The sequence below is a fragment of the Variovorax sp. EBFNA2 genome, from assembly GCF_033802765.1.
In the GTDB taxonomy this organism is placed as follows: Bacteria; Pseudomonadota; Gammaproteobacteria; order Burkholderiales; family Burkholderiaceae_C; genus Variovorax; species Variovorax paradoxus_H.
On record NZ_CP138496.1, the window covers coordinates 1798379 to 1822334 of the forward strand.

Below are 23956 nucleotides of genomic sequence, written 5' to 3' on the forward strand. Positions count from 1 at the left end.
CTAGGCCCTCAATCGGCCTTGATGCCGCGCTCGCGGATCAGCGCGCCGAAGCGCTGCGAGTCTGCGGCCGCACGGCGCTGAAAGTCGGCCGGCGTGCCCGGCGCCGGCTCGCCGCCGATGGCCGCGATGCGCTCCTTCACTGCCGGCAGCGCGAGCGAGCGGTTGATCTGCGTGTTGAGTTGCGCCACCACCTCGGGCGGCGTGCCGGCCGGGGCGTAGAAGCCGAACACCGTGTCGGCGTCGAAGCCGCGCAGGCCGGCCTCGTCGAGCGTGGGCACGTCGGGGAACTGCGACGAGCGGTGCGGGCTGCCCACGGCCAGCAGCTTGAGCTTGCCGGCGCGCACCTGGGTCAGTGCAATGCCGGGGTCGAAGGCGTAGTCGATCTGGCCGGCCAGCAAATCCTGCAGCGCGGGTGCGGCGCCGCGGTAGGGCACGTGCAGCGCGAACAGGCCGGCCTGGCTCTTGAACATCTCGCCCGCCAGGTGCGGCGAGCTGCCGTTGCCCGGCGAACCGTACGAGAGCTTGCCGGGGTTGGCCTTGAGGTAGGCCATGAACGACTTCACGTCGGTCGGCGGCAGCGAAGGCCGCGTGACCAGGAACACCAGCACGCGCGCGGCGGCGGCCACGGGCACCAGGTCCTTTGCGGGGTCGAAGCTCATGCGCGCATACAGGTGCGGGTTCACCGACACCATGCCGCCCGAACTCATGAGCAGCGTGTAGCCGTCGGCCGCCGCGCGCGCCACGGCCTCGCCGCCGACGTTGCCGTTGGCGCCGCCGCGGTTCTCGATCACCACGGGCTGCTTCAGCGCTTCCTGCAGCGGCTGCGAGATGGCGCGTGCAAGCTGGTCGGCCGCGCCGCCGGCCGGGAAGTTGACGATCACCTTGATGGGCTTGGACGGCCAGGTGTCGGCGTGCACGGCAGGCGCGCACAAGGCGGTGCCGGCCAGGGCGAGCGCCAGCAGCAGGCGGCGCGATGAAGCGGGGGTGGATGGGTTCATGGTTCTTTGTCTCCTCAGGTCGTGGTCGTTGTCTTGGGCCGCTTCATCCAGCGGATGGGTTGCGCCTGCACCGGGCGCGGCGCGGCGCCGTGGCGCGTGAGCGCGGCGTCGAGCGCCTTGCCGCCTTCGTCCGCGAGCGCGGCCTCGCGTGCCGCGGCAATCGCTTCGGCGCGCGCGGCGGGCTGCAGCGCGGCGCGGCCCGCGAGCTCGTCGATCACGTGCAGCAGGTTGTGCTTGCCGCGCTCGTTGGTGCTGCCGTAGCCCTTGATCAGCCGGCCGCACAGCGCCAGCTCGCGGCCCAGTGCCCAGTGCGTGCGCGTGCCGGTCTCGACGGCGGCGAGCCAGCGCTCGATCAGCGCCTGCTCTTCGGCAAAGCGGCTGCCGCGCCGGCGCAGCCAGGTGAGCGAGGCCAGCACGCGCAGCGAGGCCATGCCGAGCACCGAGTGGCTGCCCACTTGCAGAGGCAGGGCCCACGGCGCCAGTCCGCGCGACTGGCGGGCGCGGTCCCAGGCGGTCACGCGGCGCGCGAGCGACGGCGGCAGCAGCGCCGCGAACTCGGGCGCGCCGGGCTTGAAGTGGTCGAAGACTTTCACGATGTCTTCGTCGCCCGCGCGCACTTCCTGGCGCACGCGCTGCGCGCGGCTGGCGCGGCCCTTCAGCGCGGCCACGCGCACGATGTCGTCGAAGGCCATCCACAGCGCCAGCCAGCGCGCCATTTCGCGCGTGACCGCGAAGCCCTGCGCGCCCGACGGATCGGCGGCGCGCTCGGCCTCGAGCACCCGCGCGAGGCGCTCGGCGTACAGCGCGGCGTAGGCGCCGTCCTGGTAGTCGCGCACCCGCGCATGGCCGAGCGCGAGCATGTCGTGCACGGCCGGCGGAAAGCGGCGCGCCACGTCGTCGGGCAGCGCCTGCGGTGTCGGGGGTGCGTCGCGCGTGTCGTCGCTGGCCAGCACGCCCTGCACGAAGGCGGCCTGGGCGCGCGGCGCGCGCACGGCCTCGAAGGCGGCGGCAAAGCCGCGCAGGCTGGCGGCGGCCATCTTGCCGAGCTTGTCGGGCGCGGCTTCGTCGCCGCCGCGCACCGCGCGCTCGTAGGCCTCGCGTGGGAACGGGAAGAGGCCGCTGCCGGCGATCGCGCCCAGCATCACGGCGCTGACCACCGTGCCGGCCTCGCGCGCCATGGCGCCCATGTCGAGCACGTGGTGCTCGCGGCTGAAGGCCTTGACCACGTCGAGCAGGCGCTGCGCGTCGGCGCGGCCGTCGCCGGGCACCATGCGCTCGGCCGTGGTGAGCACGCGCGCCGACGAGCTGATGACCAGCGTGCGCAGCGGCGCGCTCATGCCGTTGCCGATCTGGCGCGTGGTCTCCAGCAGCTCCGACGAGACGATCGCGTCGAGCGCGCCCGGCACCGGGCTCAGGCTGAACACCGGGCGCCTGCCGCCCAGTTGTGCCATCGGCACCGGGAACACCTCGATGTAGTAGGTGGTGGCGCCGGTGCGCTGCGCCACGCCGGGGATCGACGTGCTCTGCGCCGCGTAGCCGGCGTGCCGCGCTGTGTCGACCAGCCATTCGGTGAGCACGCCGCCGCCTTCGCCGCCGAGAGCGCAGACGAGCAGAGTGGTGGGTCGGTTCTGTTCCATGTCGTGGCTCTCTTTCATGCCGGCCGCAACGCGCCGACGATCGCGCCGCGCAGGCCGTGCAACAGGCGTTCGTGCCATTTCGGGTTCTGCACCACCTCGGCCCGGTAGAAGCTCGGGCACAGCGTGGCCGCATGCGCGTTCGCGCCGCACAGGCCGCAGCCCACGCAGCCGTCGATCACCACGGCCACCGGGTCGACCTTCAGCGGATCGGGGTTGTCTTTCAGCGTGAGCGTGGGGCAGCCCGACAGGCGGATGCAGGCGTGATCGCCGTTGCACACGTCCTCGTCGACGCCGTACTTCACGCGCACCACGCGCTTGCCTTTCTTCAGCAGGCCGGCGATCCACGGCTTGATGCGGCGCTGCCGCTCGAGCTGGCACTCGCCCTCGGCGATCACCACCTTCAGGCCGTTGAAGTCGCTCGTGAGCGCCTCGGTGAGCGTCTTGCGCATGCGCTCCACGTCGTAGGTGGTGACGGTGCGCATCCACTTCACGCCCAGGCCCGTGAGCGTGGCCTCGATGGTCTGGTTCTTGTCGACCAGGCTCTGCTGCTTGTCGACGGCGCGTTCCTTGATCTCGTCGTCGGGCGTGGAGATGATGTCCTGCGTGCCGGTGGCCGAGGTGTAGCCGTTCTTGAAGATCAGCAGCACCGCATCGTCGTCGTTGAACAGCGCGCTCTGCACGCCCGTGAGCAGGCCGTTGTGCCAGAAGCCGCCGTCGCCCATGATCGACAGCGTGCGCCGGTTCATCATCGGCGCCACGCCCGCGCGGCTCGCCAGGCTCATGCCGTAACCGAGGATCGAGTGGCCCATCGAAAACGGCTCGAAGGTGCCGAAGGCATGGCAGCCGATGTCGGCCGCGATATGCACCGGCCCCGTCTCCTGTTGCGCGAGCTTGAGGGCCGAGAACACCGGCCGCTCGGGGCAGCCCACGCAAAAGCTCGGCGGACGGTTGGGCAGCGGCGCATCGAGCCGGCGCGCCACCGCTTCGCGGCGTTCGCGGTTGCCCGCCAGCCAGGCCTGCGCCGACGTGGCGGCTTCGCTCGCGCCGAGGTAGCGCTCGGCAAAGGCCGCGAGGCCGCCCGACAGCACTTCCACGCCGTACTCGCCGGCCTGCGGCAGCAGGTCCTTGCCGTGCAGCGGCGTCTGGATGTCGCGGCGGCGCAGCAGGGTGGCGATGTCCTGCTCGATGTACTCGGGCTGGCCTTCTTCCACCACCAGCACCGCGCGCTTGCCGATGCAGAAGTCGGCCACCTGCTCGGGCACCAGCGGGTAGGTCACGTTGAGCACGAGGATCGGGATGTCCGTGTCGCCGAAGGCATCGGCCAGGCCCTGTTGCTGCAGGCTGCGGATCAGCGCGTTGTACAGGCCGCCCTGCACCACGATGCCCAGGTCGGGGTGGCGCTGGCCGGGCACCAGCTCGTTGAGGCCGTTCGCCACGATATGGCGGCGCGCGGCCGGCATGCGCTCGTCGCCCTTGAGCTTCTCGTGGCGGAAGGTGACGGGCGGGTGCGCCAGGCGCATGTAGTCGAAGCCCGCGGGCTCGGTCATCGGCGCGCGCGTCGACACGGCGGGCGCGATGTTGTCCTTGCAGTCGAAGCTGCCGCGCACGTGGCAGGTGCGGATGCGCAGCTCCATCAGGCAGGGCATGTTCGACGCTTCCGACAGCTGGAAGCCCTGCTCGACCATGCGCACCATCACGCCCAGGTCGGGCCGCGGATCGAGCAGGCACATGCTCGACTTGAGCGCGTAGGCGTGCGTGCGCTCCTGGATCACGCTGGCGCCTTCGCCGTAGTCTTCGCCCACCACGATCAGCACGCCGCCCGTCACGCCCGGCGACGACAGGTTCGACAGCGCATCGGCCGCCACGTTGGTGCCGACGATCGACTTCCAGGTGACCGCGCCGCGCAGCGGGTAGTGAATGGACGCGCCGAGCATCGCCGCCGCCGAGGCCTCGTTGGAGCAGGCCTCGACGTGCACGCCCAGTTCGTCCATGTAGGCCTTGCCCTGCACCATCACGTCGAGCAGGTGCGACACCGGCGCGCCCTGGTAGCCGCCGACGTAGGCCACGCCCGACTGCAGCAGGCCCTTGGTGATCGCGAGGATGCCCTCGCCGTGGAAGGTGTCGCCCGCGCCCAGGCGCAGCATTTCCACTTCCTTGCTGAATGAAACTTCCATCGTGTCTCGTGCTTCTTGTCGTGGGGAGAACGCGGGAGTGTGGGCGGGCCTGCGTCATACTTCAATGCAATGAGCCAGCTATCGAATATGAATGGTGTGCATATCGACGCGGTCGACCTCAACCTGCTCCGGTTGTTCGACGCCGTCTACCGCACCCGCAACGTGAGCCGCGCCGCCGAGGCCCTGGGCCTCACGCAGCCGGCGGCCAGCCACGGCCTCACGCGGCTGCGCCTGCTGCTGGGCGACGCGCTGTTCACGCGCAGCCTCGGCGGCGTTGCGCCCACGCCGCGCGCCGAGCGGCTGGCCGTGCCCGTGCAGTCGGCGCTGGCCATGCTGCAGCAGGCGCTGAGCGAGCCCGAGCGCTTCGACCCCACCGCCTCGCGCAAGCTGTTCCGCATCCACATGAGCGACATCGGCGAGGGCCGCTTCCTGCCCGCGCTGATGGCGCGGCTGCGCGAACTGGCGCCGGGCGTGCGTGTGGAAACCCTGCCGCTCGCGCCGGCCGACATTGCCACCGCGCTCGACAGCGGCAAGGTCGACTTCGCCTTCGGCTTCCTGCCGCACGTGAAAGACACCCAGCGCGCCCAGCTGCTGAAAGACCGCTACATCGTGCTGCTGCGCCACGACCATCCCTTCGTGAAGCGCCGGCGCAGCGGCCAGGCACTGCTTGCCGCGCTGCACGAGCTCGACTACGTGGCCGTACGCACCCATGCCGACACCTTGCGCATCCTGCAGCTGCTGAACCTCGAAGACCGCCTGCGCCTGACGACCGAGCACTTCATGGTGCTGCCCGCCATCGTGCGCGCCACCGACCTCGCAGTGGTGATGCCGCGCAACATCGCGCGCGGCTTCGCGGCCGAAGGCGGCTACGCCATCGTCGAGCCGCCGTTTCCGCTGCGCGACTTCACTGTGTCGCTGCACTGGAGCAAGCGCTTCGAGGCCGACCCGGGCAACCGGTGGTTGCGGCAGGTGATCGTGGCTTTGTTCTCGGAGCGCTGATCGAGTTGTCCAGGGTGACGCTCCCGCCGACGGGGTACCTTGCTCCGCGAATGTTCTCCGGCCTGCGGCCTCCCCCTTAATTTCGCTGCGCAAGGCACCCCATCGACGTGAGCGTTTTCAGTGCGGTCGTTGATCGGGCCAGCACAACGACAGCGCTCGGCGTGCGCAGGACACTGGGTGCTTCCCGCAGCGAAATGAATGCGAAGGGACTTCTCGCTTTCTGGTCACGGCATCGAGTGCCAAGATTGATTTGCGAAGTCAATCTGAAACCTTTGAAAGGAGAAGCCCCATGAACGAGATTACCCGAGTCGGCGTGGATTTGGCAAAGCGCGTGATCCAGGTCTTTGCGGTCGATGCCGCGGGCTTGCGCGTCACCGGGCGCGCCTTGGCACGCGATAAATTCCTGGCTTGGTGCGCGCAACTGCCCGCGGGCTGCCTGGTTGCCATGGAGGCCAGCTCCAGCGCCCATTACTGGGCGCGCAAGCTGCAGGCCTTGGGGCTGGATGCTCGCATCATCGCAGCCCCGCACGTCGTGCCCTATCGCCTGCAAGGCAAGAGCGGCAAGAACGACGCCAACGATGCCGCTGCCATCTGCGAGGCCGCCTCGCGCCCGCACATGCACTTCGTGCCGATCAAGAGCGTGGAGCAGCAAAGCATGCTGTGCATCCACCGCCTGCGAGAGGGCGTCAAGGCGGACCGTACCGCCTGCATCAACCGCATCCGGGGCCTGTTGGCGGAGTTCGGATTGGTGTTCGCCCAAAGCCCTGAGGCGTTGCGCCAGGCGCTTCCCGACGCGATGGAAGATGCCAGCAATGAACTGGGCGCTCTGGCCCGGTTGACGCTGCAGCGGGCCTATGCGCAATGGCAAGAACTCGATGCACACCTGCGATGGTGCGACGAGCGCATCGCCGCACACGGCAAGGCCAGCGATCAGGTGCGCCAGGCCGAGCAGTTGTTGGGCGTGGGGCCGGTCACGGCATCCGCGGTGGTGGCTACCGTGGGCGACTTCAAGCAATTCAAGAACGGTGCGCAGTTCGGCGCCTGGCTGGGTCTGACGCCCCGACAGAATTCCAGCGGTGGCAAGAACAACCTGGGGCGCATTACCAAGCGAGGCGACGCGTACCTGCGCACGCTGCTGATCCAGGGGGCCAAGTCGATCGTGTTGACGGCGCACAGACGCGACGATCCGATCTCGCGCTGGGTGCAGGCCTTGCGCGAGCGCTCTGGCTGGCAGAAGGCCGTGGTGGCGTTGGCCAACAAGAATGCGCGCATCCTGTGGGCGGTATTCGCACGCGGGCGGGCCTTCGATGCGCACCACGTCAGTACCAAACCACCAGGCGCTGTCGCTGCGGTCATCGCGGTGTAGCGCGATCCGTTTGAAAAGCCTTTGTTGTCTATTTGTTTGCCAGACGTGAGTTCCAAGATGCAATGAACAGGTCAGACCGGCAGCGGGCAAGCTCGACTCCCCCTTGGTGATGCCGATCGAAATGGGCATCACGAGAAATGAATGGAGCCCCGCTGAGCGGTTCGTATCTGGGTCCGCACGGCCAAGTGCCAGTGCAACAAGACCGTCGGTAGATGTGCAGTCTGTTCCTCGTTTCGTTGCGCCTGGTTCCTCACCGCCTTGCAGGCAATACAGCATGGCAAGAAAACAACCCTGAACCCGTGCTTGACCGCGCGAGAAGTCCCGGTACGAATGCGAAGGGACTTCTCGCTTTCTGGTCACGGCATCGAGTGCCAAGATTGATTTGCGAAGTCAATCTGAAACCTTTGAAAGGAGAAGCCCCATGAACGAGATTACCCGAGTCGGCGTGGATTTGGCAAAGCGCGTGATCCAGGTCTTTGCGGTCGATGCCGCGGGCTTGCGCGTCACCGGGCGCGCCTTGGCACGCGATAAATTCCTGGCTTGGTGCGCGCAACTGCCCGCGGGCTGCCTGGTTGCCATGGAGGCCAGCTCCAGCGCCCATTACTGGGCGCGCAAGCTGCAGGCCTTGGGGCTGGATGCTCGCATCATCGCAGCCCCGCACGTCGTGCCCTATCGCCTGCAAGGCAAGAGCGGCAAGAACGACGCCAACGATGCCGCTGCCATCTGCGAGGCCGCCTCGCGCCCGCACATGCACTTCGTGCCGATCAAGAGCGTGGAGCAGCAAAGCATGCTGTGCATCCACCGCCTGCGAGAGGGCGTCAAGGCGGACCGTACCGCCTGCATCAACCGCATCCGGGGCCTGTTGGCGGAGTTCGGATTGGTGTTCGCCCAAAGCCCTGAGGCGTTGCGCCAGGCGCTTCCCGACGCGATGGAAGATGCCAGCAATGAACTGGGCGCTCTGGCCCGGTTGACGCTGCAGCGGGCCTATGCGCAATGGCAAGAACTCGATGCACACCTGCGATGGTGCGACGAGCGCATCGCCGCACACGGCAAGGCCAGCGATCAGGTGCGCCAGGCCGAGCAGTTGTTGGGCGTGGGGCCGGTCACGGCATCCGCGGTGGTGGCTACCGTGGGCGACTTCAAGCAATTCAAGAACGGTGCGCAGTTCGGCGCCTGGCTGGGTCTGACGCCCCGACAGAATTCCAGCGGTGGCAAGAACAACCTGGGGCGCATTACCAAGCGAGGCGACGCGTACCTGCGCACGCTGCTGATCCAGGGGGCCAAGTCGATCGTGTTGACGGCGCACAGACGCGACGATCCGATCTCGCGCTGGGTGCAGGCCTTGCGCGAGCGCTCTGGCTGGCAGAAGGCCGTGGTGGCGTTGGCCAACAAGAATGCGCGCATCCTGTGGGCGGTATTCGCACGCGGGCGGGCCTTCGATGCGCACCACGTCAGTACCAAACCACCAGGCGCTGTCGCTGCGGTCATCGCGGTGTAGCGCGATCCGTTTGAAAAGCCTTTGTTGTCTATTTGTTTGCCAGACGTGAGTTCCAAGATGCAATGAACAGGTCAGACCGGCAGCGGGCAAGCTCGACTCCCCCTTGGTGATGCCGATCGAAATGGGCATCACGAGAAATGAATGGAGCCCCGCTGAGCGGTTCGTATCTGGGTCCGCACGGCCAAGTGCCAGTGCAACAAGACCGTCGGTAGATGTGCAGTCTGTTCCTCGTTTCGTTGCGCCTGGTTCCTCACCGCCTTGCAGGCAATACAGCATGGCAAGAAAACAACCCTGAACCCGTGCTTGACCGCGCGAGAAGTCCCGGTAAAGGGGGAGGCCGCAGGCCGGAGGACATTCGCGGAGGGAAGTACCCGGTGGCCTGTGCACGCACCCTGAACGCACATGCGCAGGCCGCGTTATTCTCAAGCGTTCCGCCTCGCGCCTCCGTCTCCCGATCCCCGTCCGCATGTCCGTCCCGCATCCCCGTTCCCCCGCCTTCCTCCACCGTCCCGCCAGCCTTGGCGCGCACTGACGGCATCGAGGTGCAAGCGATTCTTTCCGGCGCCGTCCCGGTCCTGATCTTCATGGCCTGCGTGGGCTTGGCCACCTACGCGCAGAACCTCACGGGCTTTGCGTTCAGCCTCATCCTGCTGGGCCTCGTGTCGGTGTTCGACATCGCCAGCGTGAACGACGCGGCCAATGCCGCGACCGTGCTGAGCCTCCTCAACGCCTGGACCTACTTCCGCGCGCGCCCCGGCCCCGTGCCGTGGCAGCTCATGAAGCCCGCGCTCAACGGCAGCACCGTCGGCGTCATCGTCGGGCTCATGCTGCTCGTGTGGCTCAGCGGCAGCGCCGTGGACTGGCTGCGGGGCCTTCTGGGCGTATCAATCCTGATCTGCGCCGTGCTGCTGTTGCTCCAAGGCAAGCCGCTGCCGGCCGTGTCGGGCCGCACCAGCTTCGCCCTCATCGGCGGGCTTTCGGGCGTGCTGGGCGGGCTGTTTTCCGCCTCCGGCCCGCCCATCGTCTTCCACATGTACCGCCAGCCGCTCGACCGCGAACTCGTGCGCCGCGCGCTGCTGCTGATGTTCGCCTTCAACTCGCTCGTGCGGCTCGTCATCGTGGTGCCGACCGGCCACTTCTCTTGGCACTCGGCGCTGCTCGCTGGTTGCGCCATGCCCGTGGTCTACGCCGCGACGCGGCTGCACCACCGCCTGCCCAACAAGCTGCAACCGCGCACCCTGCAATGGCTGGTCGCCGGCCTGCTTTTCGTGGCCGGATTGACGCTGCTCGCCACCGCCTGGACCGCCATCGCGCACGCCTGAGAAAGCAGCTGAAAACCCTCGGTTTCCGGCATGGCCCGGGAATTGCAGCGTCAATCCAAGGGTTTCCCCGGACGTGGCATACCGACCCTCACATACGCGTTATGGGCGTGCCCGTATGCAAGACCCCACGCAAGCCGCTAACGTCCATGACTGGCCCACGACGGGCCGCCCACGAGCCTGAAAAAAGCATGAGCACCGAGAGCAGCAGCACACCGATTCAACCGATCCGCTTCTTCCATCGCGGAAAGATCGTCGACGTCAGCGGGGTCCATCCGACCCGCTCCGTTCTCGACTGGCTGCGCGAAGACGCGCGTTGCACCGGCACCAAGGAAGGCTGCAACGAAGGCGACTGCGGCGCCTGCACCGTCGTCATCGGCGAGCTGGCCACCGACGCCCACGCACCCGGCGCGGTCGACGGCCTGCAGCTGCAGACCGTCAACGCCTGCATCCAGTTCCTGCCCACGCTGCACGGCAAGGCGCTGTTCACGGTCGAAGACCTCAAGGGCCAGTGTGCATCGCAGTGCAAGCCCAAGACGGAACCCCCGGCCAAGCATGCCGTCCACCCGCTGCACCCCGTGCAGCAGGCCATGGTCGACTGCCACGGCTCGCAGTGCGGCTTCTGCACACCGGGCTTCGTGATGTCGCTGTGGGCCACCTACGAACACCACCAGGCCGAGGGCACGCAGCCCACGCGCCAGCAGCTGGCCGACGACCTGTCGGGCAACCTCTGCCGCTGCACCGGCTACCGCCCCATCCTCGACGCCGGCCAGCGCATGTTCGACCTGCCGGCCGTGCGCCTGGACACCGCACCCGTGGTGGCCGCGCTCACCGCGCTGAAGAACGACGGCCTCGACTACGCGGCCCCGCTCGGCGCCCGCATCGACCACTTCCACGCCCCCAAGACCATCGCCCAGCTCGCCGCACTGCGTGTGCAGAAGCCGGGCGCCCAGCTGCTCGCGGGCTCGACCGACGTCGGCCTGTGGGTCAACAAGCAGTTCCGCGACCTCGGCGACATCATCTATGTCGGCGACGTGGCCGAGATGAAGACGGTCGAAGAACGCGCCGACGAGCTCTACATCGGCGCCGGCGCCTCGCTCGAAGCCGCCTTCGGCGCGCTGGTCGAGCGCGTGCCCAGCCTCGCCGACGTGTGGCTGCGCTTTGCCTCGCCGCCGATCCGCCACGCCGGCACCATGGGCGGCAACGTCGCCAACGGCTCGCCCATCGGCGATTCGCCACCGGTGCTCATGTCGCTCGACGCGCAGATCGAGCTGCGCCGCGGCGACACCGTGCGCCGCATGCCGCTGCCCGAGTTCTACCTCGACTACATGAAGAACCAGCTGCAGCCCGGCGAGTTCGTGCAGGGCCTGGCCGTGCCGCTGGACGCCATGCGCCGCCAGGTGCGCGCCTACAAGATCAGCAAGCGCTTCGACTGCGACATCTCGGCGCTGTGCGCGGGCTTCGCCATCGAACTGGAAGAGGGCGGGGACACGGTGAAGGCCGTGCGCCTGGCCTTCGGCGGCATGGCCGCCACCGTCAAGCGTGCCGCCCACGCCGAAGCCGCGCTCGTCGGCAAGCCCTGGACGCAGGCCAGCGTGGCCACCGCCAAGCTGGCGCTGGCGCAAGACTTCAAGCCGCTGTCGGACATGCGGGCCTCGGCCGACTACCGCCTGCAGGTGGCGCAGAACCTGATCCAGCGCCTGTGGCTCGAAACCCGCACGCAGGACGCGCTGTCCCTCGAGGAAACCAGCGTCTGGAGCGTGATGCCTCATGTCGTTGCCAAGGTGGCCGCGGAAGGACTCTGACCATGAACAAACCCATCGACGCCCGCCTGCTGCAGCCCGCCGAGGCCTTTGCCGACTACCTGAAGAACACCGCCGCCCGCATCGACGTGGGCGCCGAAGCGCTGGCGCACGACCGCGGCATGCGCGTGGGCATCAGCCGCCCGCACGAGTCGGCGCACCTGCACGTGGCCGGCGAAGCCACCTACATCGACGACATTCCCGAACTCGCCGGCACGCTGCACTGCGCGCTGGGCCTGTCGCCGGTGGCCAACGGCCGCGTGACGGCGCTGTCGCTCGACGCCATCCGCGCCATGCCCGGCGTGGTCGCGGTGCTCACCGCCGACGACATCCCCGGCACCAACGACTGCGGCTCGATCGTCCATGACGACCCGATCCTGTTGCCCGTGAACGACGGCGGCCAGATCCGCTACCTCGGCCAGCCCGTGTTCGCCGTGATCGCCGAAACGCGCGATGCCGCGCGCCGCGCCGCCGCCAAGGCCAAGGACGCGATCACCCTCGAGGCGCAGCCGCCCGTCATCACGCCGCAGGACGCGCATGCGCGCGGCCAGTACGTGGTGCCGCCGATGCACATCGTGCGCAGCGGCGGGGCCGCCAACGAAGGCGACGAGGCCGCCGTGCGCGCCGCCATCGCCAAGGCACCGCATCGCCACAGCGCCACGCTCGACGTGGGCGGGCAGGAACAGTTCTATCTCGAAGGCCAGATCAGCTACGCCATTCCGAAAGAGGGCGGCACGCTGCACATCCACTGTTCGACGCAGCACCCGAGCGAGATGCAGCACCTGGTGGCGCATGCGCTGCACCTGTCCTCGAACGAAGTGCATGTGGAATGCCGGCGCATGGGCGGCGGCTTCGGCGGCAAGGAATCGCAGTCGGCGATCTTTGCCTGCGTGGCGGCCATTGCGGCGCGCCAGCTGCAGCGCCCGGTGAAGCTGCGGCTCGACCGCGACGACGACTTCATGATCACCGGCCGTCGCCACTGCTTCTGGTACGAGTACGACGTGGGCTACGACGACGAGGGCCGCATCCTCGGCGCCGAGATCACCATGGTCTCGCGCGCCGGCCATTCGGCCGACCTGTCGGGCCCGGTGATGACGCGCGCGCTGTGCCACTTCGACAACGCCTACTGGCTGCCCAACGTGAGCATGCACGGCTTCTCGGGCAAGACCAACACGCAGAGCAACACCGCGTTCCGCGGCTTCGGCGGCCCGCAGGGCGCCATTGCCATCGAGAACATCATGGACTCGGTGGCGCGCGAACTGAAACGCGACCCGCTCGACGTGCGGCGCGTCAACTTCTACGGCAAGGGCGAGAACAACGTCACGCCGTACCGCCAGACCGTGACGGACAACATCGTCCACGAACTCGTGGCCGAGCTGGAAGAAACCAGCGACTACCGCCTGCGCCGTGAAGAGATCGCCGCCTTCAATGCGAAGAGCGTCGTGCTCAAGCGCGGCCTGGCGCTGGCGCCGCTGAAGTTCGGCATCTCGTTCAACGTGAAGCACTTCAACCAGGCCGGCGCACTCGTGCACGTGTACACCGATGGCTCGATTCTCGTGAACCACGGCGGCACCGAGATGGGCCAGGGCCTGAACACCAAGGTGGCGCAGGTGGTGGCGCACGAACTGGGCGTGAGCTTCGAGCGCGTGCGCGTCACTGCGACCGACACGACGAAAGTGGCCAACACCTCGGCCACGGCCGCCTCGACCGGCGCCGACCTGAACGGCAAGGCCGCGCAGGATGCCGCGCGCCAGATCCGCGAACGCCTGGCCGCCTGCGCCGCCGAGCGCCATGGCGGCAACGCCGCCGACGTGCGCTTTGCCAACGACCAGGTCGAAGTGAACGGCCGCACGCTGGCCTTCAGCACCGTGGTGGGCGAGGCCTACCTCGACCGCAAACAGCTGTGGTCCGACGGCTTCTACGCCACGCCCGGCCTGAGCTGGGACAAGGACAAGATGCAGGGCCGCCCGTTCTACTACTACGCCTACGGCGCGGCGGTGAGCGAAGTGGTGGTCGACACGCTCACCGGCGAATGGAAGCTGCTGCGTGCCGACATCCTGCACGACGCAGGCAAGTCGCTGAACCCGGCCGTGGACATCGGCCAGGTCGAAGGCGCCTTCATCCAGGGCATGGGCTGGCTCACCACCGAAGAGCTGGTGTGGCATCCGGCGAGCGGCAAGCTCACCACGCACGCGCCGAGCACCTACAAGATCCCGACCGCCAACGACTGCCCGCCGGTGTTCAACGTGCGCCTGTTCGAGGGCCAGAACGTCGAAGACTCCATTCACCGCAGCAAGGCCGTGGGCGAACCGCCGCTGTTGCTGCCGTTCTCGGTGTTCTTCGCGATCCGCGATGCCGTGTCGGCCGCGGGCGGGCACCGGGTCGATCCGCCGCTGAAGGCGCCGGCCACGAGCGAATCCATCCTCCGCGCCCTGACCGCGGTGCAGGCAGCCTCTGGCGAATGAGCACCGGCCGTGCTCGCACGGTCCGAGCGTCCTTCCGTTCTCCAAATGTTGCGCTGTATAACTGTTCGCACAGACAAGAAAGGTGTGAACAGCCATGAGAGACCAGGCGCTTTTCGACAAGATCGATCTTCATCTCATACGGGTGCTTCATACCGTGCTGACCGACCGCAGCGTCTCGCGCGCCGCCATCCGCCTGGGCATGTACCAGCCGGCCGTCTCGGCCGCGCTGAAGCGCCTGCGCGAGCTGTCGGGCGACCCGCTGCTGGTGCGCTCGGGCTCGGGCATGGTGCCGACCGACGCGGGGCTGCGCATGATCGAGCCCGCGGCCAGCATTCTTCGCGCGGCCGAGATGCTGTTCTCGGATGCGCGGGGTTTCGAGCCGCAGTCGGCGGCCACCACCTTCCGCATCGCGGCCAGCGACTACATGGACCCGCTGTTCCTGCCGATGCTGGTGGCGCAGGTCAAGCGCGAGGCACCGCTGTGCCAGATCGAGATCCACGCGCTCTCGCCCGACTCGGACTACCACGGGCACCTGGCGCTCGGGCAGGTCGACCTGGTGATCGGCAACTGGCTCAAGCCGCCGGAAGACCTGCACATGGCGCGCCTCTTTGGCGACGAGGTGGTGTCGCTGGTCAACCAGGACCATCCGGCCGTGCGGCGCGGGTGGGACCTGGAAACCTGGCTGGCGGCCGAGCACATCGCGCCGACGCCCATGCACCCGGGCGGGCGCGGCATCATCGACCAGATGCTCGACGAGCTGGGCCGGCAGCGCAACATCACGGCGCGCTGCGCGCACTTCGGCCTCATTCCGGACATGGTGGCCTCGAGCCTGCTGGTGCTGACCACGGGGCGCCAGTACTGCGAGCGCTTCGCCGCACGGCTGCCCCTGAAGATCCTCGAGTGCCCGGCCGCCTTGCCGCGCCTCATGTACTACCAGCTCTGGCACGAACGCACGCATTCCTCGAGCTCCGCGCGCTGGCTGCGCGAATGCATCAAGGGCGTGGCGGCGTCGCTGCGGCCCGGCTTCGAGGCCGCACCAGTGGCCGCGCGAACCCTGCCGGCTGAACCGATTTCCGATCCTCCCTGAGCCCTCCGTCGCGCCGGCGTCGCGACCGAGGCAACGATGAACGAACCGCCACATACAACAGCTGGAGACAAGCGAAATGAACAGGTATGAAGAGGTGCCCAAGGCCACCACTCCCCGGGCCGCCGGGGTCACCGAGGCGGCGCCGTTGCGTGCGGCGGGCGCACCGGCCAACGCCGGTCTGCTGGAACGCTTTTTCAAGCTGACCGAGCACAACACCACCGTGCGCACCGAAGTCATCGCAGGGCTGACGACCTTCCTGACGATGGCCTACATCATCTTCGTGAACCCCTCGATCCTCGGGGACGCGGGCATGCCCAAGGGCGCCGTCTTCGTCGCCACCTGCCTGATCGCGGCCATCGGCACGCTGATCATGGGCCTGTACGCCAACTACCCGATCGCCATGGCGCCGGGCATGGGCCTGAACGCCTACTTCGCCTACGTGGTCGTGCTCGGCATGGGCTACACGTGGCAGGTCGCGTTGGGCGCGGTGTTCATCTCGGGCTGCCTCTTTTTGATCGTGACGGTCACCGGATTGCGGGAGCTGTTCATCGCGGGCATACCGCAGTCGCTGCGAACAGCGATCACCGTGGGCATCGGCATGTTCCTGGCGCTCATCGCGCTGAAGAGCGCCGGCATCGTCGCCGCCTCGCCGGCCACCTTCGTCACGCTGGGCGACCTGCACTCGGCGCCCGTGATCCTGGCGACCATCGGCTTTCTCGTCATCGTGGCGCTCGACCGATTGAAGGTGCGCGGGGCGATCCTGATCGGGATCATGCTGGTGACGGTGCTGTCGTTCTTCTTTGGCGGCAACAAGTTCCACGGCGTGTTCGATGCGCCGCCGTCCATCGCACCGACCTTCATGCAGCTGGACATCCTCGGCGCACTCAAGGGCGGCATCCTGAACGTGGTGCTGGTGTTCTTCCTGGTCGAGATGTTCGATGCCACCGGCACGCTGATGGGCGTGGCCAAGCGTGCCGGCCTCCTGGTGCCCGGCAAGATGGAGCGCATGAACAAGGCGCTGCTGGCCGACAGCGGCGCGATCTTCGCGGGCTCGCTGCTCGGCACTTCGAGCACCACGGCGTATGTGGAGAGCGCAGCCGGCGTGCAAGCCGGTGGCCGCACCGGCCTCACGGCCGTGGTGGTGGCGGTGCTGTTCCTGGCCTGCCTGATGATCTCGCCGCTGGCGGGCTCGGTGCCGGCCTACGCCACCGCACCGGCGCTGCTCTTCGTGGGCTGCCTGATGCTGCGCGACCTGGTCGAGCTCGACTGGGAAGACACCACCGAGGTGATCCCGGCCGCCGTGACGGCGCTGGCCATGCCCTTCACCTACTCGATCGCCAACGGCCTGGCCTTCGGCTTCATCACCTACGCCGTGCTCAAGCTGTGCACCGGCCGGGCACGGGAAGTGCATGCGATGGTCTGGGTGATCGCGGCGATCTTCCTGTTCAAGTTCGCCTACATCGGCGGGCACTGAGAGGCTGAGCAGAGCGCCGTCGGGCGCCGATGGTCGCGGGGGCGCTATTAAACTCATAGCTGTCCCCGCTTGTTGCAGTTGACGAGACAAACCCACGAAACCCGGCATGACAACCCCCAGACTCCAGCTGGCGCACATCACCAAGCGGTACCCCGCGGTGGTGGCCAACAGCGACATCTCCCTGGCCGTGCAGCCCGGCGAAATCCACGCCGTGCTCGGAGAGAACGGCGCGGGCAAATCGACGTTGATGAAGATCATCTACGGCTCGGTCAAGCCCGACGAAGGCACCGTCACCTTCGACGGCCAGGCGGTCAACCTGCGCAACCCGCAGCAGGCGCGCGCGCTGGGCATCAGCATGGTGTTCCAGCACTTCAGCCTGTTCGACACGCTCACCGTGGCCGAGAACGTCTGGCTGGGCCTGGACAAATCGCTCGCGCTGGCCGAAGTGGCCCGCAGCATCACGGCCAAGGCCAGCGAGTACGGCCTGGACATCGACCCCGCGCGCCCCGTGCACACGCTGTCGGTGGGCGAGATGCAGCGGGTCGAAATCATCCGCGCGCTGCTCACCAACCCCAAGCTGCTCATCCTGGACGAGCCGACCTCGGTGCTCACGCCGCAGGCTGTCATCCGCCTGTTCGGCGTGCTGAACAAGCTGGCCTCGGAAGGCTGCAGCATCCTGTACATCAGCCACAAGCTGCACGAGATCCAGGAGCTGTGCACGGCCTGCACCGTGCTGCGCGGCGGCAAGGTCACAGGTGTGTGCAACCCGCGCAACGAGAGCACCGAATCGCTCTCGCGCCTCATGATCGGCAGCGAACCGCCGCCGCTGCAGCACCGCCCGCTGCATGCCGGCGCGGTGGCGCTGCGCGTGCAGGGCCTGAAGCTGGCGCGTGAAGACCAGTTCGGCGTCGACCTGGACGGCATCTCGTTCGACGTGCGCGCGGGCGAGGTCGTCGGCATCGCCGGTGTCTCGGGCAACGGCCAGAAGGAACTGCTGTACACGCTCTCGGGCGAGGACGTGCGCGCCGAGTCCGCCATGGTGCGGGTGTTCGACAAGCCGGCCGGCCGGCTGCGCCCGCGTGCACGGCGCGCGCTGGGCCTGCATTTCGTGCCCGAGGAACGGCTGGGGCGCGGCGCCGTGCCCACGCTGGGCCTGGCGCACAACCTGCTGCTCACGCGCAGCAATGCGGTCGGCAAGGGCGGATGGATCCGCACCGCCGAACTCGACAAGCAGGCGCGTTCCATCATCGAGCGCTTCAAGGTGAAGGCCGGCGGCCCGAACGCGGCGGCACGCTCGCTGTCGGGCGGCAACCTGCAGAAATTCATCGTCGGCCGCGAGATCGACGCCAACCCCAAGCTCTTCATCGTTTCGCAACCGACCTGGGGCGTGGACGTGGGCGCGGCCGCGCTGATCCATGCCGAGATCCTCGCGCTGCGCGATGCCGGCTGCGCCGTGCTCGTGATCAGCGAGGAGCTCGACGAGCTGTTCAACATCTGCGACCGGCTGCACGTGATCGCCAAGGGGCGGCTGTCGCCCTCGATCGATCGCGCGGCGGCCACGCTGCCGCAGATCGGCGAGTGGATGAGCGGCCTGTGGCCGCAGGATCAACAGCAGCACCACAACAAGAAGAAAGAGGAGGGCGCGCATGCTCAAGCTTGAACCCCGCCCGGAGCTGTCGCGCTTCTGGAGCTTTGCCTCGCCGATCCTGGCGCTGCTGATCACCGTGCTCATCGGCGTGGCGCTGTTCGCCGCGCTCGGCAAGGACCCGGTCAAGGGTCTGCAGGTGTTCTTCTACGAACCGATCAAGAGCGGCTACGCCATCGGCGAGCTGATGGTGAAGGCCACGCCGCTGCTCATCATTGCACTCGGCCTGGCCGTGTGCTTTCGCTCCAATGTGTGGAACATCGGCGCCGAAGGGCAGTTCGTCTGTGGCGCCATCGCGGCGGGCGGCGTGGCGCTGCTGGCCGACAAGAGCACCGGCAGCTGGATCGTCGTGGCCATCTTGCTGGCGGGCATCGCCGGCGGCATGGTGTGGGCGGGCATCGTCGCGTTTTTGCGCGACAAGTTCAACGCCAACGAAATCCTCGTGAGCCTGATGCTGGTCTACGTGGCCACGCTGATGCTGAGCTACCTGGTCTTCGGCCCCTGGAAAGATCCGCAGGGCTACAACTTTCCGCAGACCAAGACCTTCGAGGCGGTGACGCAAATTCCGCGCCTCATGAAGGGCTCGCGCGTGTCGATCGGGCTGATCATCGCGCTCGTCGGCGCGGGCGCGCTGTGGGTGTTTTTGTTCCGCACGCGCGCGGGCTTTGCGCAGCAGGTCGGCGGGCTGGCGCCCGCGGCGGCGCGCTATGCGGGCTTCTCGGCACGCCGCGCCGTGTGGATCGCGCTGCTCACCTCGGGCGGCGCAGCCGGCCTGGCGGGCGCGCTCGAAGTGGCGGGCCCCATCGGCCAGCTCACGCCGTACGTGCCCGCGGGCTACGGCTTCGCAGCCATCATCGTGGCCTTCGTCGGGCGGCTGCATCCGGTGGGCATGATCTTCTCGGCCATCCTGATGAGCATGTTCTACATCGGCGGCGAACTCGCGCAGTCGCGCCTGGGCCTGCCCAAGTCGCTCACCGGCGTGTTCCAGGGCCTGCTGCTGTTCACGCTGCTGGCCTGCGACACGCTCATCGCCTACCGCATCCGCCGCAAGGCCGGCGCCAAGGCCGCGACCACGGCCACGGCCTCGCTGCAAGCCAGCACGCCGATCACCGCGCCCGCAGCCACCACCGAAGGGGGTCACTGACCATGGAAAGCTACGCACTCCTGCTGGGTTCGACCCTGAGCGCGGGCACCGTGCTCGCCATCGCGGCGCTGGGCCTGCTGATCAACGAGAAGGCCGGCATCGTCAACCTCGGTGCCGAGGGCATGATGCTGTGCGCCGCCATCGCGGGCTTTGCGACGGTGGTCGTCACGCACAACCCCTGGCTCGGCTTTTTGGCCGGCATGGCGGCCGGTGCCTTGCTCGCGGCGTTCTTCGGCGTGCTCGTGATCTGGCTCAACACCAACCAGTACGCCACGGGGCTCGCGCTGAGCCTGTTCGGCGTCGGCTTCTCGGCCTTTGCCGGCATCAGCTTCGTGCAGGCCAAGCTGCCCGAGAGCACGCCCTTCGCCATTTCCGTGCTGGCCGACATTCCGCTGGCCGGCCCGGCGCTGTTCCGGCATCACCCGATGGTGTACGTGGCCGTGCTGCTGACCATCGGGCTCATCTGGTTCTTGTACCGCACCCGCGCCGGCCTCGTGCTGCGTTCGGTGGGCGAGTCGCCCGAGTCGGCGCATGCACTGGGCTACCCGGTGCGGCGCATCCGCTTCCTCGCGGTGATCGCGGGCGGCGCGCTGTGCGGGCTGGCGGGCGCGTACCTGTCGACCGTGTACACGCCGCTGTGGGTCGAGGGCATGGTCGCCGGGCGCGGCTGGATCGCGCTGGCGCTGACCACGTTTGCCACCTGGCGGCCCATTCGCGTGCTGCTCGGCGCCTACCTGTTCGGCGGCGTCTCGATGCTCGGTTTTCACCTGCAGAGCAGCGGCGTCGACGTGCCCTCGCAGTTCCTCAGCATGGCCCAGTACATCGCGCCGATCGTGGTGCTGGCGCTGATCTCGCGCAACCCCGCCTTCATCCGCATCAACATGCCGGCGTCGATGGGGAAACCGTTCTACCCCGGCTCATAATCGCGTTCTCGTTTTTTTGCCAACCCGTCCTTTTCTTCTGAGGATTTCGACAATGAATGATCTGAACAAGCGTTCCCTGCTCAAGCTCGCGGCACTCACCGCGGTGGCTTCGGCGGCCCTCATCGGCTGCGGCAAGAAGGAAGAGGCGGCCGCTCCCGCTGCATCGCCGGCACCGGCGCCCGCAGCCGCTCCGGCTCCCGCACCGGCAGCGCCGCTGAACATCGCTTTCGCCTATGTCGGTCCCGTGGGCGACGGCGGCTGGTCGTTCGCGCACGACAACGCACGCAAGGCGCTCGAGAAGGAATTCGGCGACAAGATCAAGACCACCTTCGTCGAAAGCGTGCCCGAATCGGCCGACGCCGAGCGCGTGTTCCGCGACTTCGTGGGCCAGGGCAACAAGCTGATCTTCGGCACCACCTTCGGCTACATGGAGCCCATGCTCAAGGTCGCCAACGACAGCAAGGACGTGAAGTTCGAGCATGCCACCGGCTACAAGACGGCCGAGAACATGCGCACCTACGACAGCCGCACCTACGAAGGCGCGTACATGGCCGGCGTGATCGCCGGCTCGATGACCAAGAGCAACACGCTGGGCGTCGTCGGCTCGGTGCCGATTCCTGAAGTGCTGCGCAACATCAACAGCTTCACGCTGGGCGCGCAGTCGGTGAACCCGAAGATCACGACCAAGGTCGTGTGGGTGAACGAGTGGTTCAGCCCGCCGAAGGAAACCGAAGCCGCCACCGCCCTCATCAACGGCGGCGCCGACGTGCTGTTCCAGAACACCGACTCGCCGGCCGTGCTGAAGACCGCACAAGAGAAGGGCAAGCGCGCCTTCGGATGGGATTCCGACATGACCGCCTACGGCCCGAAGGCCCACCTGGGCTCGGCCATCATCAACTGGGCGCCGTACTACATCAAGACCACGCAAGACGCGCTGGACGGCAAGTGGGCCACCGGCCAGACCTGGTGGGGCGTCAAGGAAGGCGCGATCGACATCGTCTCGATCGCCGAAGACGTGCCGGCCGAAACCAAGGCCAAGGTCGACGAAATCAAGAAGGGCCTGAAGGACGGCAGCTTCTCGATCTGGAAGGGCCCGATCGTCGGCCAGGACGGCAAGGAGCTGATCGCCAAGGACGCGGTCGCCGACGACAAGTTCCTGTCGGGCGTGAACTTCTACGTCAAGGGCGTCGAAGGCAAGGTGCCGGGCGGCGACAAGAAGTAATCGATCGATCAAACCATCGCTTCGGCGATTGCCACGAGAAGGGTCGTCTGCGGACGGCCCTTTTTTCATTCGGACAAGAGGTTCATCTCATGAAGCTGCAAGGAGTCATGGTGGCAGGCGCGGCACTGCTGGCCGTGTCGTTGTCGTTCGCCGCACCGCCGACGTTCTCGAAAGAGGAGCAGCGCCTGCGCAAGGCCGTGGACGACGCGGAAATGTGCTTTCACTTCGCCGGCGAATTCAACGGCGACGGGTCGGCGCACGACAAGGAAGTGGCGCGCCAGCAGCGCCAGCATTGCGGCAAGGAAGGCCAGCAACTGGTGCTGCGGGCCTACCGCAAGAACCCGCAGGATGCGCGGCTCTACCCGGCGGTGCTGCGGCTGGACGGGTTGATGCCGGGGTTCACGTTGCCCGCGCCCGAGAAAGCACGGCTGTGTGCCGTGGCCAAGACGGAACTGGCCTGCCCCTGAGCGGGCTCAGGCTTGCGGGGCAGCCGCCTGCAGCTGCGCCGCCATCTTCTGGTGGATGAGGTTCACCGCCTTCAGCGGGCGCAGCATCACCTTGAACTCGGTGATCTGCCCGTCGGCGTTCCACTTCATCATGTCGACGCCGTTGATGGCGATGCCGTCCAGTTCCAGTTCGAACTCGAGCACCGCATCGTTCGGGCCCTGGAGCTCGCGCACGTAGCGGAAGCTCTCGTTGAAGAAGACCTGGAAGGCCGCGGCGAGGTACTGCTTCGTGATGGCCTTGCCGACCTGCGGCCGGTGCACCACGGGCGACAGGAAGACGGCGTCGTCGGCCAGCAGGGCATCAAGCCCCGCGACGTCGCGTGACTTGACGAGCCGGTGCCAGGTGGAAAGGGTGTTGTCGATCGCCATGGGTCTGTCTCCTCGCGCGGTGGATGGAAGCACGGAAAACCCAGTCTAGCGAAGCGCCTGCGGGCCCATCGTCGCAAGCGCGACGGGACCGGCAGGTGTTCTTCTTACGCGCCTTGCCAGCGCTTCAGCACCAGCGTGGCGTTGGTGCCGCCGAAGCCGAAGCTGTTGCTCATCACGGTGTCGACGGTGACGTTCTCGCGCGTCGCAGTGAGGATCGGCATGTCGGCCACTTCGGGGTCGAGCGCCTCGATGTTGGCCGAGCCGGCCATGAAGTTGCCTTCCATCATCAGCAGGCAGTAAATCGCCTCGTGCACGCCGGCGGCGCCCAGCGAGTGGCCCGACAGGCTCTTGGTGGAGCTGATGGCCGGCGCCTTGTCGCCGAAGACCTCGCGCACGCCCTTCATTTCCATGGCGTCGCCGACGGGCGTCGAGGTGCCGTGGGTGTTGAGGTAATCGATGGGCGTGTCGACGGTGGACATGGCCATCTGCATGCAGCGCACGGCGCCTTCGCCGCTGGGCGCGACCATGTCGTAGCCGTCGGAGGTGGCGCCGTAGCCGACGATTTCGGCGTAGATTTTTGCGCCGCGTGCCAGTGCGTGGTCGAGCGACTCGACCACCACCATGCCGCCGCCGCCGGCGATGACGAAGCCGTCGCGCTCGGCGTCGTAGGCACGCGAGGCCTTTTCGGGCGTCTCGTTGTACTTGGTGGACAGCGCGCCCATGGCGTCGAACAGGAACGACTGGGTCCAGTGCTCTTCTTCACCGCCGCCGGCGAACACGATGTCCTGCTTGCCCATCTGGATCTGCTCCATGGCATTGCCGATGCAGTGCGCGCTGGTGGCGCAGGCCGAGGCGATGGAGTAGTTCAGGCCCTTGATCTTGAACGGCGTGGCCAGGCAGGCCGACACGGTGCTACTCATGGTCCGTGTCACGCGGTAGGGGCCGACGCGCTTGACGCCCTTTTCGCGCAGCAGGTCGAGCGCTTCCATCTGGTTGAGCGTGGAGGCGCCGCCCGAGCCGGCGATGAGGCCGGTGCGTGGGTTGGACACCTGCTCTTCGGTCAGGCCGGCATCGGCAATGGCGTCCTTCATGGCCAGGTAGGCGTAGGCCGCCGCGTGGCCGACGAAGCGATACAGCTTGCGGTCGATGAGGTCTTCGAGGGGAAGGTCGATGGAGCCGGCCACCTGGCTGCGCAGGCCCATTTCGGCATAGGCCGGCTGGAACCGGATGCCGGGGCGGCTGGCGCGCAGGTTGGCGGAGACGGTCTCCTTGTCGTTGCCCAGGCACGAAACGATGCCCAGGCCGGTGATGACGACGCGTCGCATGGC

General features: G+C 67.7%; 18 protein-coding genes. 13 read left to right on the forward strand and 5 right to left on the reverse strand.

Translation table 11 applies throughout. The features are described 5' to 3' along the window. Positions 1-8: 8 nt before the first annotated feature. The 3 genes from RZE79_RS08250 to RZE79_RS08260 are packed head-to-tail and all read right to left on the reverse strand — an operon-like array spanning position 9 to position 4809. A complete protein-coding gene (locus tag RZE79_RS08250) occupies positions 9-998 on the reverse strand; it encodes a tripartite tricarboxylate transporter substrate binding protein (RefSeq protein WP_319359839.1) in 990 nt (329 codons plus the stop codon). 14 nt (positions 999-1012) lie between these two features. After that, a complete protein-coding gene (locus RZE79_RS08255; RefSeq protein WP_319359841.1) occupies positions 1013-2635 on the reverse strand; it encodes an indolepyruvate oxidoreductase subunit beta family protein in 1623 nt (540 codons plus the stop codon). A gap of 14 nt (positions 2636-2649) precedes the next feature. Then, positions 2650-4809 carry an indolepyruvate ferredoxin oxidoreductase subunit alpha gene (locus RZE79_RS08260; protein WP_319359843.1) on the reverse strand — a complete coding sequence of 720 codons (2160 nt, stop codon included), beginning with the start codon at positions 4807-4809 and terminating at the stop codon, positions 2650-2652. A gap of 87 nt (positions 4810-4896) precedes the next feature. Here RZE79_RS08260 and RZE79_RS08265 point away from each other — a divergent pair, with 87 nt between their 5' ends. The 13 genes from RZE79_RS08265 (at position 4897) to RZE79_RS08325 (ending at position 22220) form a co-directional block, all read left to right on the forward strand. Next, positions 4897-5808 (forward strand): LysR family transcriptional regulator, encoded by a 912-nt coding sequence (locus RZE79_RS08265; protein ID WP_319359845.1) that lies wholly within the window; start codon positions 4897-4899, stop codon positions 5806-5808. Positions 5809-6097: 289 nt separating this feature from the next. Beyond that, positions 6098-7174 (forward strand): IS110 family transposase, encoded by a 1077-nt coding sequence (locus tag RZE79_RS08270; RefSeq protein WP_319355424.1) that lies wholly within the window; start codon positions 6098-6100, stop codon positions 7172-7174. 421 nt (positions 7175-7595) lie between these two features. Continuing rightward, entirely contained in the window at positions 7596-8672 is a 1077-nt protein-coding gene (locus tag RZE79_RS08275; RefSeq protein WP_319355424.1) for an IS110 family transposase, read from the forward strand. Positions 8673-9190: 518 nt separating this feature from the next. Further along, on the forward strand, positions 9191-9994 hold the full coding sequence (locus tag RZE79_RS08280; RefSeq protein ID WP_319359847.1) for a sulfite exporter TauE/SafE family protein: 804 nt from the start codon (positions 9191-9193) through the stop codon (positions 9992-9994). A gap of 188 nt (positions 9995-10182) precedes the next feature. Beyond that, entirely contained in the window at positions 10183-11796 is a 1614-nt protein-coding gene (gene xdhA / locus RZE79_RS08285) for a xanthine dehydrogenase small subunit (RefSeq protein ID WP_319359849.1), read from the forward strand. Between the two features lie 2 nt (positions 11797-11798). Further along, a complete protein-coding gene (gene xdhB, locus RZE79_RS08290) occupies positions 11799-14258 on the forward strand; it encodes a xanthine dehydrogenase molybdopterin binding subunit (RefSeq protein WP_319359851.1) in 2460 nt (819 codons plus the stop codon). 94 nt (positions 14259-14352) lie between these two features. Beyond that, entirely contained in the window at positions 14353-15345 is a 993-nt protein-coding gene (locus tag RZE79_RS08295; protein ID WP_319359853.1) for a LysR family transcriptional regulator, read from the forward strand. Between the two features lie 76 nt (positions 15346-15421). Continuing rightward, positions 15422-16819 carry an NCS2 family permease gene (locus tag RZE79_RS08300; protein ID WP_319359854.1) on the forward strand — a complete coding sequence of 466 codons (1398 nt, stop codon included), beginning with the start codon at positions 15422-15424 and terminating at the stop codon, positions 16817-16819. Positions 16820-16925: 106 nt separating this feature from the next. After that, a complete protein-coding gene (locus RZE79_RS08305; protein ID WP_319359856.1) occupies positions 16926-18479 on the forward strand; it encodes an ABC transporter ATP-binding protein in 1554 nt (517 codons plus the stop codon). After that, positions 18466-19608 (forward strand): ABC transporter permease, encoded by a 1143-nt coding sequence (locus RZE79_RS08310; protein WP_319359857.1) that lies wholly within the window; start codon positions 18466-18468, stop codon positions 19606-19608. The genes RZE79_RS08305 and RZE79_RS08310 overlap by 14 nt, the downstream gene beginning before the upstream one ends. 2 nt (positions 19609-19610) lie before the next feature. After that, on the forward strand, positions 19611-20531 hold the full coding sequence (locus RZE79_RS08315; RefSeq protein ID WP_319359859.1) for an ABC transporter permease: 921 nt from the start codon (positions 19611-19613) through the stop codon (positions 20529-20531). 52 nt (positions 20532-20583) lie between these two features. After that, on the forward strand, positions 20584-21753 hold the full coding sequence (locus RZE79_RS08320) for a BMP family ABC transporter substrate-binding protein (RefSeq protein ID WP_319359860.1): 1170 nt from the start codon (positions 20584-20586) through the stop codon (positions 21751-21753). A gap of 89 nt (positions 21754-21842) precedes the next feature. After that, positions 21843-22220 carry a hypothetical protein gene (locus tag RZE79_RS08325; protein WP_319359861.1) on the forward strand — a complete coding sequence of 126 codons (378 nt, stop codon included), beginning with the start codon at positions 21843-21845 and terminating at the stop codon, positions 22218-22220. Positions 22221-22226: 6 nt separating this feature from the next. Here RZE79_RS08325 and RZE79_RS08330 read toward each other — a convergent pair whose 3' ends face one another. Both RZE79_RS08330 and fabB read right to left on the reverse strand, forming a co-directional pair. Next, positions 22227-22628: a nuclear transport factor 2 family protein gene (locus RZE79_RS08330; RefSeq protein ID WP_319359862.1), complete on the reverse strand. Its 402-nt coding sequence runs from the start codon at positions 22626-22628 to the stop codon at positions 22227-22229. Between the two features lie 104 nt (positions 22629-22732). Next, positions 22733-23953, reverse strand: coding sequence for a beta-ketoacyl-ACP synthase I (fabB, locus tag RZE79_RS08335; RefSeq protein WP_319359863.1), 1221 nt, complete (start codon positions 23951-23953; stop codon positions 22733-22735). Between the last annotated feature and the right edge of the window lie 3 nt (positions 23954-23956).

Excerpts from the sequence above, each read along its gene's own strand:
- RZE79_RS08300 (WP_319359854.1), top strand. The coding sequence starts at position 15,422 with ATGAACAGGTATGAAGAGGTGCCCAAGGCCACCACTCCCCGGGCCGCC.
- xdhB (WP_319359851.1), top strand. The coding sequence starts at position 11,799 with ATGAACAAACCCATCGACGCCCGCCTGCTGCAGCCCGCCGAGGCCTTT.
- RZE79_RS08325 (WP_319359861.1), top strand. The coding sequence starts at position 21,843 with ATGAAGCTGCAAGGAGTCATGGTGGCAGGCGCGGCACTGCTGGCCGTG.
- RZE79_RS08265 (WP_319359845.1), top strand. The coding sequence starts at position 4,897 with ATGAATGGTGTGCATATCGACGCGGTCGACCTCAACCTGCTCCGGTTG.
- RZE79_RS08330 (WP_319359862.1), bottom strand. The coding sequence starts at position 22,628 with ATGGCGATCGACAACACCCTTTCCACCTGGCACCGGCTCGTCAAGTCA.
- RZE79_RS08250 (WP_319359839.1), bottom strand. The coding sequence starts at position 998 with ATGAACCCATCCACCCCCGCTTCATCGCGCCGCCTGCTGCTGGCGCTC.
- RZE79_RS08255 (WP_319359841.1), bottom strand. The coding sequence starts at position 2,635 with ATGGAACAGAACCGACCCACCACTCTGCTCGTCTGCGCTCTCGGCGGC.
- RZE79_RS08320 (WP_319359860.1), top strand. The coding sequence starts at position 20,584 with ATGAATGATCTGAACAAGCGTTCCCTGCTCAAGCTCGCGGCACTCACC.
- RZE79_RS08275 (WP_319355424.1), top strand. The coding sequence starts at position 7,596 with ATGAACGAGATTACCCGAGTCGGCGTGGATTTGGCAAAGCGCGTGATC.
- RZE79_RS08295 (WP_319359853.1), top strand. The coding sequence starts at position 14,353 with ATGAGAGACCAGGCGCTTTTCGACAAGATCGATCTTCATCTCATACGG.
- xdhA (WP_319359849.1), top strand. The coding sequence starts at position 10,183 with ATGAGCACCGAGAGCAGCAGCACACCGATTCAACCGATCCGCTTCTTC.
- RZE79_RS08315 (WP_319359859.1), top strand. The coding sequence starts at position 19,611 with ATGGAAAGCTACGCACTCCTGCTGGGTTCGACCCTGAGCGCGGGCACC.
- RZE79_RS08260 (WP_319359843.1), bottom strand. The coding sequence starts at position 4,809 with ATGGAAGTTTCATTCAGCAAGGAAGTGGAAATGCTGCGCCTGGGCGCG.
- fabB (WP_319359863.1), bottom strand. The coding sequence starts at position 23,953 with ATGCGACGCGTCGTCATCACCGGCCTGGGCATCGTTTCGTGCCTGGGC.
- RZE79_RS08310 (WP_319359857.1), top strand. The coding sequence starts at position 18,466 with ATGCTCAAGCTTGAACCCCGCCCGGAGCTGTCGCGCTTCTGGAGCTTT.
- RZE79_RS08270 (WP_319355424.1), top strand. The coding sequence starts at position 6,098 with ATGAACGAGATTACCCGAGTCGGCGTGGATTTGGCAAAGCGCGTGATC.
- RZE79_RS08305 (WP_319359856.1), top strand. The coding sequence starts at position 16,926 with ATGACAACCCCCAGACTCCAGCTGGCGCACATCACCAAGCGGTACCCC.